General features: G+C 74.7%; 13 protein-coding genes. 5 read left to right on the top strand and 8 right to left on the bottom strand.

All coding sequences use genetic code 11. From position 1 onward, the window contains the following. A partial coding sequence (locus tag KIK08_RS22375; protein ID WP_214405183.1) for a helix-turn-helix domain-containing protein occupies positions 1–732 on the top strand: 732 nt, incomplete at its 5' end. A gap of 109 nt (positions 733–841) precedes the next feature. After that, positions 842–1,702 (top strand): alpha/beta fold hydrolase, encoded by an 861-nt coding sequence (locus KIK08_RS22370; protein ID WP_214405182.1) that lies wholly within the window; start codon positions 842–844, stop codon positions 1,700–1,702. Between the two features lie 16 nt (positions 1,703–1,718). On the opposite strand, the gene KIK08_RS22365 is transcribed toward KIK08_RS22370, so the two are convergent. Genes KIK08_RS22365 through paaA form a run of 6 tightly spaced genes read right to left on the bottom strand, consistent with a single transcriptional unit; the run spans position 1,719 to position 6,634 of the window. Beyond that, positions 1,719–2,789, bottom strand: a complete 1,071-nt coding sequence (locus KIK08_RS22365) for a pyridoxal-phosphate dependent enzyme (RefSeq protein WP_250557576.1) — start codon at positions 2,787–2,789, stop codon at positions 1,719–1,721. 13 nt (positions 2,790–2,802) lie between these two features. Beyond that, positions 2,803–3,894 (bottom strand): 1,2-phenylacetyl-CoA epoxidase subunit PaaE, encoded by a 1,092-nt coding sequence (paaE, locus tag KIK08_RS22360; protein ID WP_214405181.1) that lies wholly within the window; start codon positions 3,892–3,894, stop codon positions 2,803–2,805. Between the two features lie 10 nt (positions 3,895–3,904). Continuing rightward, positions 3,905–4,396, bottom strand: a complete 492-nt coding sequence (paaD, locus tag KIK08_RS22355; RefSeq protein WP_214405180.1) for a 1,2-phenylacetyl-CoA epoxidase subunit PaaD — start codon at positions 4,394–4,396, stop codon at positions 3,905–3,907. Positions 4,397–4,413: 17 nt separating this feature from the next. Continuing rightward, a complete protein-coding gene (paaC, locus tag KIK08_RS22350) occupies positions 4,414–5,340 on the bottom strand; it encodes a 1,2-phenylacetyl-CoA epoxidase subunit PaaC (RefSeq protein ID WP_214405179.1) in 927 nt (308 codons plus the stop codon). Further along, the gene (gene paaB, locus KIK08_RS22345) at positions 5,337–5,693 is read right to left on the bottom strand and encodes a 1,2-phenylacetyl-CoA epoxidase subunit PaaB (protein ID WP_214405178.1); all 357 of its coding nucleotides are present in this window, start codon (positions 5,691–5,693) and stop codon (positions 5,337–5,339) included. The genes paaC and paaB overlap by 4 nt, the downstream gene beginning before the upstream one ends. After that, a complete protein-coding gene (gene paaA / locus KIK08_RS22340; RefSeq protein ID WP_214405177.1) occupies positions 5,690–6,634 on the bottom strand; it encodes a 1,2-phenylacetyl-CoA epoxidase subunit PaaA in 945 nt (314 codons plus the stop codon). Before paaA ends, paaB begins: the two co-directional genes overlap by 4 nt. Before the next feature lie 150 nt (positions 6,635–6,784). On the opposite strand from paaA, the gene KIK08_RS22335 reads away from it, so the two are divergent. Then, a complete protein-coding gene (locus KIK08_RS22335) occupies positions 6,785–7,150 on the top strand; it encodes a hypothetical protein (protein WP_214405176.1) in 366 nt (121 codons plus the stop codon). Between the two features lie 25 nt (positions 7,151–7,175). Here the strand turns inward: KIK08_RS22335 and KIK08_RS22330 are convergent, their stop codons facing one another. Both KIK08_RS22330 and KIK08_RS22325 read right to left on the bottom strand, forming a co-directional pair. Further along, entirely contained in the window at positions 7,176–7,778 is a 603-nt protein-coding gene (locus KIK08_RS22330; protein WP_214405175.1) for a TetR/AcrR family transcriptional regulator, read from the bottom strand. Between the two features lie 4 nt (positions 7,779–7,782). Further along, positions 7,783–8,604, bottom strand: coding sequence for an enoyl-CoA hydratase/isomerase family protein (locus tag KIK08_RS22325; protein ID WP_214405174.1), 822 nt, complete (start codon positions 8,602–8,604; stop codon positions 7,783–7,785). Positions 8,605–8,792: 188 nt separating this feature from the next. On the opposite strand from KIK08_RS22325, the gene paaZ reads away from it, so the two are divergent. Together paaZ and paaK are read left to right on the top strand one after the other, a co-directional pair. Continuing rightward, positions 8,793–10,829 carry a phenylacetic acid degradation bifunctional protein PaaZ gene (gene paaZ / locus KIK08_RS22320; RefSeq protein ID WP_214405173.1) on the top strand — a complete coding sequence of 679 codons (2,037 nt, stop codon included), beginning with the start codon at positions 8,793–8,795 and terminating at the stop codon, positions 10,827–10,829. Between the two features lie 62 nt (positions 10,830–10,891). Further along, positions 10,892–12,151 (top strand): phenylacetate--CoA ligase PaaK, encoded by a 1,260-nt coding sequence (paaK, locus tag KIK08_RS22315; protein WP_214405188.1) that lies wholly within the window; start codon positions 10,892–10,894, stop codon positions 12,149–12,151. Positions 12,152–12,159: the final 8 nt, after the last annotated feature.

Here is a 12,159-nt window from a genome sequence, read left to right as displayed (position 1 = left end):
CTGCCGGCCGGGCCGCGCCGGCGCACCCCCGGGCTGCGCCGCGGCGAACTGGCCGCGCTGGCCGGGGTGAGCGTCGAGTACCTGACCCGGCTGGAGCGCGGGCGCGACCGCAGGCCCTCGCCGCAGGTGCTGGCGGCACTGGCGGCCGCGCTGCGGCTCGGCGAGGACGAGCACGTGCACCTGATCCGGCTGGTCAAGGCGGTGGACGGGGGCCCGGCGGAGGCGGGCGGGTGCACCGCCGCGCCGCTACCGGAGGTGCGCGCGGGGCTGCGGGCGCTGCTGGACCGGCTCGACCCCGACCCCGCGCTGGTGGTGGACCGGGTCGGCACCGTGCTGGCCTGCACGTCCGGGTTCCGGGAGCTGGCCGGCCCGCTGGGGCTGCTCGACGCCGACTGCCTCGCCCGCGCCGTGCTCGTCGACCCCCGGGCGCGCACCGCCTTCCCCGAGTGGGACGTGGTGGCCGACGAGTGGGCGGTGCGCGTGCGGGCGGCCGCCGACCTGGGTGATCCCCGGGCCGCGGCACTGGCCGCCCAGCTCGCCGTCTCCCCCGGCTTCCCCGCGCGCTACGCCGCGGCGACCCGGGTGCCGCGCTGGTCGGGGACGGAGCGATGGGCGCACCCCACCCTCGGCGACCGGGAACTGGGCTACGAAGCACTGGAGGTCCCGGGCACAGCCGAGCACCGCCTGCTCGTCTACCGCCCAACCCGACCGTCGAGAACGAACTTGTCGTGATCGTTTCGCCCTGTTGATCACGACAAGTTCGTTCTCGACGGGGCGGCACCGATGAGTTCCGGGCGCCGGCCCGGTCGACCCCGGGAGACGACTCGACCGGGGGGGCCGAATGCAGACCGTGCGGATCGATGACGGCGCCGAGCTGTGCGTCGACGTCCAGGGGGACGGCGCGGCGCCGCTGCTGCTGCTCGGCGGGGCGACGTGGTCCATGGACTGGTGGGACGACGAGCTGTGCGCCCGCTTCGTCGCGCGCGGCCACCGGGTGATCCGCTACGACCCGCGCGACACCGGGCGCTCGACCGCCTACCCGCCCGGTGCGCCGGGCTACACCGCGACCGACCTCCGCACCGACGCCGTCGCCGTCCTCGACCACCTGGGCGTCGGACGGGCCCACGTGGCCGGGCTGTCGATGGGCGGCGGCATCGCCCAGGAGCTCGCGGCCCGGTTCCCCGATCGGGTCGCCTCCCTCACGCTGATCTCGACGAGCCCGACGGACCCCTCGGTCACCGGCCTGCCCGGACCGACGCCGCGGATCACGGAGCTGCCCGAGCCGGACGAACCCGACTGGACCGACCCCGCGGCCGTCGTCGAGTACGTCGTGGAGGCCGAGCGGCCCTACGCCGGCCCGGGCAGCTTCGACGAGCGGTGGGTGCGCGCCACCGCCACCCGGGCGGTCGGCCGCAGCCGCGACATGCGCAGCTGCCTCACCAACCACTTCGCGGTGATCGGCGGCGACGACAGCCCGCCGGTGCCGCTGGCCGACCTGGCCGGCGTGCCGACGCTCGTCGTGCACGGCACGGCCGACCCGCTGCTGCCCGTCGAGCACGGCCGGGCACTGGCCGCGGGCATCCCGGACGCCCGGCTGCTGGAGCTCACCGACGTCGGCCACCAGCTGCCCCCGCCGCGCACCTGGGACCAGCTCGTCGAGGCGATGGTCGCCAACCGGGACCGGGCGGTGGCGCGCCGCTGATCGGGCGGCGGGACCGTCAGGACGGGCCCGACACCCGCACCGGGTTCGCCGCGGCGCCGTCCGTGCTCAGCAGCACGACCGTGGCGCCGTCACCGACACCGGCCGCGGCCAGCGCCGCCCGCCGATCGGGCTCGCCCACCAGCGCCGAGCGGGCCCCGGCCAGGGCCGCCGCCCCGCACGGCCCCGCGGCCACGCCCAGGTCGCGCAGGTCGGCGGCCGCGGCGCCGGTCTCGTCGTCGGTCACCGCGACGGCCGCGTCGAGCCCGTCGCGCAGGACCGGCCAGGCCAGCCCGGAGACCGTGCCGCAGTTCAGCCCGGCCATGATCGTGGTGCCGGTCGCGACCGCGACCGGGCGCCCCGCCACCAGCGCGGCGAGCACGCACGCGGCGGTCCCGGGTTCCACGCCCAGCACGGCCGCTCCGCCGAGGGCCCGCTGGTGCGCGACCGCGGCCTGGGCCAGCGACCCCACCCCCATCGGCACGACCACCAGGTCGGCCGGGCCGCCCAGCTGCTCGTCGATCTCCCCGAACAGCGTCGAGTAGCCCTGCACGATCCAGCCCGGGATCTCCTCGTAGCCGGGCAGCGCGGTGTCCTGGACCAGCACGGACCCCGGCTCGGCGGCCAGCTCGGCGGCGTGGCCGACCGCGGTGTCGTAGTCGCCGGTCAGCTCGGTGACCTGGGCGCCCTCGTCGACGATGGCGGCCACCGCCGCCCGGTGCACCCCGGCCGGGACCACGACGTGCGCGCGGTGCCCGCGCAGCCGGGCGGTGCGCGCCACGGCCCGGCCGTGGTTGCCGTCGGTCGCGGTGACCAGGCGCAGCCGCCCGCCGTCCGGGCGGCCGGCGAGGATCCGGTCGACGGCCCACGAGGCGCCCAGGATCTTGAAGGCGGGCAGGCCGAGGCGGGCCGACTCGTCCTTGACGAGCACCCGCCCCACGCCCAGCTCGGCGGCCAGCGCCGGCAGCTCGGTCAGCGGGGTCGGCGCGTAGCCGGGCAGCGCGGCGTGGAAGGCGCGCACCTCGGTCGGCGCCGGGGTGCAGCGCAGGCGGCCGGCGGCCGGATTGGTGAACCAGGTCGGCGGGGGCATGCCCGCCACCCTGTCAGGAGTCGAAGTCCACCGTCACCACGCCCGACACGGGCCGCGTCTGGCAGGTGAGCACGAACCCGGCCGCGACCTCGTCGTCCTCCAGCGCGAAGTTGCGCCGCATGGTCACCTCGCCGTCGGTCACCTTGGCCCGGCAGGTGCCGCAGACCCCGCCCTTGCAGGCGAACGGCAGGTCGCCGCGCACCTTCTGGGCGGCGTCGAGCACGGTCTCCGCGCGGGGCAGGGTGAGCGTGGTCGAGCGGCCGTTCAGCACGACGGTGACCTCGCTGGTCTCCCCCTCGACGACCTCGTCGGGGCGGACCAGCTCCGGCGGCGGCTCGTCGACGTAGAACAGCTCGCGGTGCACCCGCGCGCGCTCGACGCCGAAGCCGGTCAGCACCTCGAGTGCGGCCTCGGTCATGCCCAGCGGCCCGCACAGCCACCAGTGGTCGACGTCGCCGACGTCGACGAGCGCGCCCAGCAGCGTGCGCAGCTTGTCCGCGTCGAGCCGGCCGGAGAAGATCTCGGCCTCCATCGGTTCGCGCGACAGCACGTGCAGCAGGTGCAGCCGGGGGCCGTGGGCGTTCTTCAGGTCGGCCAGTTCCTCGGTGAACATCACCGTGTCGGTGCGCCGGTTGCCGTAGAGCAGGGTGACGCGGGTGTCCGGGTGCGCGGCCAGCACCGAGGCCGCGATCGACAGCACGGGCGTGATCCCGGAGCCGGCGGCGACCAGGCCGTGGTGGCTGCCCGGGGCGACGTCCGGGGTGAACGAGCCGGCGGGCGGGGCCACCTCGACGGTGTCGCCGGGTTCGAGCCGGTCGACCAGCCACTCGGAGAACAGCCCGGTGTCGACCCGGCGCACGCCGATCCGCGGGGGCGCGCCGGCCGGCGCGCAGATCGAGTACGAGCGGCGCTCCTCGGTGCCGTCGTGCTCGAGCCGCAGCGTCAGGTACTGGCCGGGTCGGAACGCGAAGTCCTCGCGCAGCTCGTCGGGCACGTCGAAGGTGACCGCCACGGCGTCGTCGCAGAGCCGCTCGACGTCGGCCACCCGCAGGGTGTGGAACCCCGATCGGGCCCGGGTGACCAGCTCGGTCGTCGGAGCCGCCATCAGGTCCCCCTCAGATCTCTTTGACGTGCTCGAACGGCTCCCGGCACGCCGTGCAGCGGCGCAGCGCCGTGCACGCGGTGGGGCCGAAGCGGGACAGTTCCTCGGTGGCCGGCGAGCCGCAGCGCGGGCAGCGCACGACGGCGGTCGGCGCGCTGAGCGCCAGCGGGATCGGGCCGGCGGCACGCGGCGGCACGCGCCCGGGCGGGGCGATGCCGTGCTCGGCGAGCTTGGCCAGCCCGGCGGGCGAGATCCAGTCGGTGCTCCACGCCGGCGACAGCACCGTGCGGACCTCGACCCGGTCGTAGCCCGCCTCGGTGAGCCGGGCGCGGATGTCGTCGCGCATGGCCTCGATGGCCGGGCAGCCCGAGTACGTCGGGGTGATCGTCACGGTGACGGAATCCCCGTCGACCTGCACGCCCCGCACGACGCCGAGGTCGTCGAGGGTGAGCATCGGCATCTCCGGGTCGAGGACCTCGGCGACCACCTCGCGCGCGCTCGCCACCCCGGTCACCGCCCCGCTCACCAGCTCGCCCCGGGGTGCTGGCGGGCCAGGCTCTGCAGCTCGGCGAGCACGTGCCCGAGGTGCTCGGTGTGCGCGCCCTGGCGCCCGCCGCGCCCCCCGACGGTGCCGGCCGGCGGTACCGTCGGACGGGTCAGGGTGGCCCGGGAGAGCACCTCGTCGAGCACGCCGTCGACCTCGGCGCGGACGTCGGCCGGGTCGACCGCCACGCCCGCCCCGACCAGCCTGCGCTCGACGTCGGAGGTGCGGAACAGCTCCTCGACGTAGGGCCACACGGCGTCCACCGCGGCCTGCATGCGCCGGTGCGACTCGGGCGTCCCGTCGCCGAGGCGCAGGGTCCAGCGGGCGGCGTAGTCGCGGTGGTAGGCCAGCTCCTTGACGCCCTTGCCGGCGACCGCGGCGAGCACCGGGTCGCGCGAGGCGAGCAGCCGGTGCAGCAGCGCCAGCCGCCACGTGGAGAACACCAGCAGCCGGGCGATCGCGCGGCCGAAGTCGAGCGAGTCGGGCAGCTCGGCCAGCGCGACGTTGCGGAACTCCGGCTCGGCGCGCAGGTAGGCCAGCGCGTCCTCGTCGCGGGCGGTTCCGGTGCCGGAGCCCTCCACGTGCCCGGCGCGGGCCAGCAGCACCCGGGCCTGGCCGAGCAGGTCGAGCGCGGTGTTGGCCAGCGCGACCTCCTCCTCCAGCTCCGGGGCGTTGCTGACCCACTCGGCCAGCCGCTGCGCGCAGATCAGCGCGTCGTCGCCGAGCATCAGGCAGTACCGGGCGAGGTCGGCGGCGTCGACGCCGTCGGGCACCGGCGAGGTGATCTCGGCCTGGACGTCCTCCACACCGGTGCCGAACGCCCAGCGCGGGTCGTCGTGGCCGACCGTGTCGGCCAGCGACTGGTAGGCGTTGGTGGCGTCGTGGTCCTCCTGGGTCGTCCTCACAGGTGCGGCACCTCCTCCGGGATCGCGTAGAAGGTGGGGTGCCGGTAGACCTTGTCGCCGGCCGGGGCGAAGAACGGGTCCTTCTCCGCCGGGCTCGACGCGGTGATGTCGGAGGCGAGCACCACCCAGATCGACACGCCCTCGTTGCGCCGGGTGTAGAGGTCGCGCGCGTTGTGCAGGGCCATCTCGGCGTCGGCGGCGTGGATCGAGCCGACGTGCACGTGGTTGAGCCCGCGCTTGCCGCGCACGAACACCTCGTACAGCGGCCAGGAGCCCTTCGTGGTGCCCGAGCCCGTGGGGACGCCCTCGGTGGGGACGGCGCCGTGCCCGCCCTCTGCGGTGTACTCGGTCATCGCCGGGACTCCTGCTTCCGCGCGTAGGCCGCGGCCGCCTCGCGCACCCACTCCCCCTCGTCGTGGGCGCGCTTGCGGTGCGCGATCCGCTGCGCGTTGCACGGCCCGGACCCGGAGATCACGGCCTGCAGCTCGGTCCAGTCGGGCTCGGAGAAGTCGTAGTGGCCCCGCTCCTCGTTCCACGCCAGACCGGGGTCGGGCAGCGTGATGCCGAGCGCCTCGGCCTGCGGCACGGTCATGTCCACGAACCGCTGGCGCAGCTCGTCGTTGGTGTGCCGCTTGATGCCCCAGGCCATGGACTGCGAGGTGTTGGGCGAGTCGGCGTCGGGCGGACCGAACATCATCAGCGACGGCCACCAGAACCGGTTGGTCGACTCCTGCACCATCTCGCGCTGCGCGTCGGTGCCGTTGACCATGGCCAGCAGCAGCTCGTAGCCCTGGCGCTGGTGGAACGACTCCTCCTTGCAGATGCGGATCATGGCCCGGGCATAGGGGCCGTAGGAGCAGCGGCACAGCGGCACCTGGTTGCAGATCGCCGCGCCGTCGACCAGCCAGCCGATGACGCCGACGTCGGCGTAGGACAGCGCCGGGTAGTTGAAGATCGAGGAGTACTTCTGCTTGCCGGTGACGAGCTTGTCGGTCAGCTCGGCGCGGTCGACGCCGAGCGTCTCGGCCGCGGCGTAGAGGTACATGCCGTGCCCGGCCTCGTCCTGGACCTTGGCCAGCAGGATCGCCTTGCGCCGCAGGCTGGGCGCCCGCAGGATCCAGTTCCCCTCCGGCTGCATCCCGATGATCTCGGAGTGGGCGTGCTGGGCGATCTGGCGCACCAGCGTCCTGCGGTAGGCCTCGGGCATCCAGTCGCGCGGCTCGATGCGCTGGTCGGCCGCGATGACGTCCTCGAACCGGCCCTGCAGCTCCTGCTCGTCGAGCGTCGCGGTCACGGCCGCACCTCCCTCACGCCGAACTCTCAACCGAATGTTCGTTCGGCTGCCATGGTGACGCACGTCAGCGGCCCGCGCAACCCATACCCGCCCGCGAGGATCGGCGCGGCCGGCCGGTAGATCGACCGGCGAACGGGGTACGACCACGTCATGGACGCCGATGGGCGGGACGCGGTCATCGCCGACCTGTTCCGCGCTCTCGAGGACCTGATGGGGCGCTACCCGGGGTCGCGCGCCGCCGACGCCGACCGGATCACCGGCGAGCTCGCCCGGCACCTGGCCCTGGCCCGCGGCCGGCTCCGGGCGCTGCCCACCGGGGAGCCGGAGCCCGACACCCCTCCAGCGAGCGCGCTCCCCCGGACCGACCGCGCCGGCGCCCACCTGGCCCCGGTCCCCGGCCCCCGCCCGACCCCGGAGGCCGGGCGCGGCGCGCCCGCCGCCGCCGTCGAACGGATCGGGCACCGCGCGACCCGCCGGCTGCGCCTGGTGCAGGACCCGCCCGCACCCCGACCATGAACGCCTGTCGGCTCCCGGGTCCCGCTCAGCGGGTGGGCAGGAGGCCCTCGAAGGCGGCCCGGGTGACGGCGTCGGGGAGGCCGACGGTGCCCGGGCGGCCGGGCCGGTACCACTCGGCGACCGAGTTCACCAGTCCGGAGAGCAGGCGCGCGGCCAGCGCCGGGTCGACGTCGGCGCGCAGCTCCCCCTGCTCGACGGCCTCGCGCACGATGGCCGCGACCCGGGCGTCGTAGGCGCGGCGCTGGTCGAGCGCCCAGCGCTCGGTCTCGGTGTTGCCGCGCACCCGCAGCAGCAGCGTCACGTACGGCAGGTCGCCGATGAGCGCCTCCACCTGCCCGCGCACGATGTGGCGAAGCCGCCGCACCGGTGGCCCCTCGACCGCGCCCGGCTGGTCGAACACCCCGAACAGCACCGCGATGGCCCGCTCCAGCGCGGCCCGCAGCAGCGCCTCCTTGCCGGAGAAGTGGTGGTAGAACGACGACTTGGTGATCCCCGCGGCGCGCGAGAGGTCCTCCATCGAGGTGGCGTCGTAGCCGCGGGTGATGAACTCGCCCACCGCGATCTCCAGCAGCGACCCCGGACCCTGCGCCGGGCGCCGCACGCGCCGCCCGGCGGTGTCGGTGCTCACCGGGTCACTCGCCGGTGAACGCGGGACGCCGCTTGGCCAGGAAGTCCTCGACGGCCGCGCCGTGGTCCTTCGTGGTCGACAGCCGGGCCTGCGCGGCGGCCTCGGCGGCGAGCACGGCGGGCAGCTCGTTGACCGCGCCGAACCGGACGGCCCGCTTGACCTCGGCGTATGCCCTGGTCGGGCCGGTCGCCAGTCGGCGGGCGAGCGCCAGCGCGGTGCCCAGCACGTCCTCGGTCGGCACGACCTCGCGCACGAGGCCCCAGTCGCGGGCCTGCTCGGCGGTGAACGGCTCGTTGAGCAGCAGCAGCTCGGTGGCCCGCGCGGTGCCCACGGCGTGCGCGAGGCTCGCCGAGAGCCCGGAGTCGGCGGTCAGCCCGATGCCGGTGAACGCGGTGGCGAACTTGAGCCCCGCTGCCGCCACCCGGAAGTCGCAGGCCAGGGCGAATCCCAGGCCCGCCCCCACGCACGGCCCGTTGATCGCGGCGACGACCGGGAACGGCAGGTCGACCAGCCCGAGCACGATCGGGTTGTAGTGCTCGGTGACCGTGTTGAAGGAGCTGCCCGCGTCGGCGCGCAGTGCCTCGGCGTGCTCCCCGAGGTCCTGCCCGACGCAGAACGCCTTGCCCGCCCCGGTCAGCACGAGTGCCCGCACCCCTGGCGCGTCGGCCAGCTCGCGGACCGCCTCGACCAGCGCGGTCTTGAGCTCGGTGGTCAGGGCGTTGTAGCGGGCCGGGCGGTTGAGCGTGAGGACGGCGACCGCCTGGTCGTCCGCGTCGCGCTCGACCAGGACCGCCGGACCGGCTGCGTCTTCGCTCACGCCGGGCATGGTAGGCCATCGACCGAACGATCGGTCGACTCCGCCGGGCGCCCGGCACCGTCGAGAACGAAGTTGCCGTGATCGAATGGCCCTGTTGATCACGACAACTTCGTTCTCGACGGGGTTGGGGTGGGGGACCTCTAGTGATACCGTCCCGAACCGAACGAACGGTCGGTTCGGAACCGGAGGCGTCGCCGATGACCCTGCTGCGCAGCTACGTCGGAGGGGGCTGGCACACCGCCCCCGACGACGGCCGCCCCCTGCACGACGCGGTCACCGGCGAGGAGATCGCCCGGCTCTCCTCCACCGGCGTCGACTTCGCCGCCGCGCTGGAACACGGTCGCCGCGTCGGCGGGCCGGCGCTGCGGGAGCTGACGTTCCACCAGCGCGCCGCGCTGCTCAAGGCCCTGTCCGGGCACCTGCGCGAGCACCGCGGCGAGCTCTACGCCGACTCCGCGCGCACCGGCGCCACGCGGGGCGACTCCACGTTCGACGTCGATGGCGGCATCGGCGTGCTCGCCGCGTACGCGAGCAGGGGCCGCCGCGAACTGCCGAACGACACCGTCTACGTCGAGGGCGCCGTGGAGCCGCTCGGGCGGGGCGGCACGTTCGTCGGCCAGCACGTCGCCACCTCCCTGCGCGGCGTCGCGGTGCAGGTCAACGCGTTCAACTTCCCGGTGTGGGGCCCGCTGGAGAAGCTCGCCCCGGCGTTCCTGGCCGGCGTGCCGAGCCTGATCAAGCCGGCCAGCCCGACGGCGTTCCTCACCGCGAAGCTGGTCGAGCTGATCGTCGACTCGGGCCTGCTGCCCGAGGGCACACTGCAGTTCGTCGCGGGCGGTGTCGGCGACCTGTTCGACCACCTCACCGAGCAGGACACGGTCTCGTTCACCGGCTCGGCGTCCACCGCGGCCAAGCTGCGCACCCACCCGGTCATCGTCAACCGGGGGGTGCGGTTCACCGCCGAGGCCGACTCGCTCAACCTGTCGATCCTGGGCCCCGACGCCGCCCCGGGAAGCGCGGAGTTCGACCTGTTCGTCAAGGGCGTCGTGGCCGAGATGACGGTCAAGGCCGGGCAGAAGTGCACCGCGATCCGCCGCGCCTTCGTGCCCGAGCAGCACGTCGACGCGGCCGTCGAGGCCATCTCGGCCCGGCTGGCGAAGACCGTGATCGGTGCCCCGGACGCCGAGGGCGTGCGGATGGGCGCGCTGGCCGGCCTGGAGCAGCGCGAGGAGGTGCGGCGCAGCGTCAAGGCGCTGGCCGACGCCGGGCGGATCGCGTTCGGCGACCCGGAGAAGGTCGACGTCGTCGGGGCCGACGCCGAGCGCGGCGCCTTCGTCTCCCCGATCCTGCTGGTCGCCGACCCCGAGCGGGCCGAGCCCCACCAGGTGGAGGCGTTCGGCCCGGTCTCCACGGTCATGCCCTACACGAGCACCGAGCAGGTGATCGAGCTGGCCGCGCGCGGCCGGGGCAGCCTGGCCGGATCCGTCGTCACCGGCGACACCGCGTTCGCCCGCGACGTCGTGCTCGGCGTCGCCCCCTGGCACGGCCGGTTGCTCGTGCTCAACGAGCGCGACGCGAAGGAGTCGACCGGGCACGGCTCCCCGCTGCCCGCCCTGGTGCACGGCGGACCCGGGCGCGCGGGCGGCGGCGAGGAGATGGGCGGCATCCGCGGCGTGCTGCACCACATGCAGCGCACCGCCGTGCAGGCCGATCCCGACACGCTGAGCGCGATCACCGGCCGTTGGGTCGCCGGCGCCGAGCGCCGCCGGACCGAGCGCCACCCGTTCCGGCTGCACCTGGAGGAGCTGCGCCCGGGCGACACCCTCGTCGCCGGGCCGCGCCGGGTGACCCAGCAGGACGTCGAGCACTTCGCCGAGTTCACCGGCGACACCTTCTACGCCCACATGGACGCCGAGGCGGCCGCGGCCAACCCGCTGTTCGGCGAGCGGGTGGCGCACGGCTACCTGATCGTCTCGCTGGCCGCCGGGCTGTTCGTCGACCCCGACCCGGGCCCCGTGCTGGCGAACTTCGGCGTCGACAACCTGCGCTTCCTGACGCCGGTCACGTTCGACGACGAACTCACCGTGACCCTGACCTGCAAGCAGATCACCCCGCGCGACACCGCCGGCTACGGCGAGGTCCGCTGGGACACCGACGTCACCCGCCAGGACGGCGAGTCCGTCGCCCGCTACGACGTGCTGACCCTCGTGGCGAAGAAGGAGAGCCGACCGTGACGACCACGCAGCGCCGGCTGGGCGAGGCCCCGCCCGCCGAGCTCCTGGACCCCGCCGAGCGGATGTCGGTCGACGAGCTGCGCGCCCTGCAGCTGGAACGCCTGCGGTGGACCCTGCGGCACGCCTACGACAACGTGCCGCACTACCGGCGCGCCTTCGACGCCGCCGGCGTGCACCCCGACGACTGCCGCGAGCTGTCGGACCTGGCGAAGTTCCCCACCACCAGCAAGGCCGACCTGCGGGAGAACTACCCGTTCGGGATGTTCGCCGTGCCCCAGGACCAGGTGCGGCGCATCCACGCCTCGTCGGGCACCACCGGGCGGCCCACCGTCGTCGGCTACACCGCCCGCGACATCGAGACCTGGGCCGAGGCGATGGCCCGCTCGATCCGCGCCGCCGGCGGGCGCCCCGGCCACAAGGTGCACAACGCCTACGGCTACGGCCTGTTCACCGGCGGGCTCGGCGCGCACTACGGCATCGAGAAGCTGGGGGCGACCGCCATCCCGGTCTCCGGCGGCATGACCCCGCGGCAGGTCCAGCTGATCGGCGACTTCCGGCCCGAGATCATCATGGTCACCCCGTCCTACATGCTGACGGTCATCGACGAGTTCGAGAAGCAGGGCCTCGATCCGGCCGCCTCCTCGCTGCGGATCGGGATCTTCGGCGCCGAGCCGTGGACCGAGCAGATGCGCCGCGAGATCGAGGACCGCATGGACATGCACGCGGTCGACATCTACGGCATCTCCGAGGTGATCGGCCCGGGCGTGGCCCAGGAGTGCGTGGAGACCAAGGACGGCCTGCACATCTGGGAGGACTTCTTCCTCCCCGAGGTCGTCGACCCGCTCGACGGCACCCCGCTGGCCGACGGCGAGGAGGGCGAGCTGCTGTTCACCTCGCTGACCAAGCAGGCCATGCCGATCATCCGCTACCGCACCCGCGACCTCACCCGCCTGCTGCCCGGCACCGCCCGCCCGGGCATGCGCCGGATGCAGAAGATCACCGGCCGCAGCGACGACATGATCATCTTGCGCGGGGTGAACCTCTTCCCGACCCAGATCGAGGAGATCGTGCTGCGCACGGCCGGCCTGGCCCCGCACTTCCAGCTGGAGCTGACCACCGAGGGCCGGATGGACGCGCTCACCGTCCGCGTCGAGGCCCGCCCGGACGCGCCGGCCGACCGGCGCGCGGCGGCAGCCGGCGAGCTGGTGACCGCGATCAAGGACCGGATCGGGGTCTCGGTGCGGTGCGAGGTCGTCGACCCGGAGACCCTGGAGCGCTCGGTCGGCAAGCTGCAGCGCCTCAAGGACCGCCGGGTGCGGTAGGCCCCTCG

Source organism: Pseudonocardia lacus, from assembly GCF_018531445.1.
GTDB classification, from domain to species: Bacteria; Actinomycetota; Actinomycetes; order Mycobacteriales; family Pseudonocardiaceae; genus Pseudonocardia; species Pseudonocardia lacus.
This window is presented reverse-complemented; position numbering and strand designations above follow the sequence as displayed.

Excerpts from the sequence above, each read along its gene's own strand:
- KIK08_RS22370 (WP_214405182.1), top strand. The coding sequence starts at position 842 with ATGCAGACCGTGCGGATCGATGACGGCGCCGAGCTGTGCGTCGACGTC.
- KIK08_RS22365 (WP_250557576.1), bottom strand. The coding sequence starts at position 2,789 with ATGCCCCCGCCGACCTGGTTCACCAATCCGGCCGCCGGCCGCCTGCGC.
- paaE (WP_214405181.1), bottom strand. The coding sequence starts at position 3,894 with ATGGCGGCTCCGACGACCGAGCTGGTCACCCGGGCCCGATCGGGGTTC.
- paaB (WP_214405178.1), bottom strand. The coding sequence starts at position 5,693 with ATGACCGAGTACACCGCAGAGGGCGGGCACGGCGCCGTCCCCACCGAG.
- KIK08_RS22335 (WP_214405176.1), top strand. The coding sequence starts at position 6,785 with ATGGACGCCGATGGGCGGGACGCGGTCATCGCCGACCTGTTCCGCGCT.
- KIK08_RS22325 (WP_214405174.1), bottom strand. The coding sequence starts at position 8,604 with ATGCCCGGCGTGAGCGAAGACGCAGCCGGTCCGGCGGTCCTGGTCGAG.
- paaZ (WP_214405173.1), top strand. The coding sequence starts at position 8,793 with ATGACCCTGCTGCGCAGCTACGTCGGAGGGGGCTGGCACACCGCCCCC.
- paaK (WP_214405188.1), top strand. The coding sequence starts at position 10,892 with ATGTCGGTCGACGAGCTGCGCGCCCTGCAGCTGGAACGCCTGCGGTGG.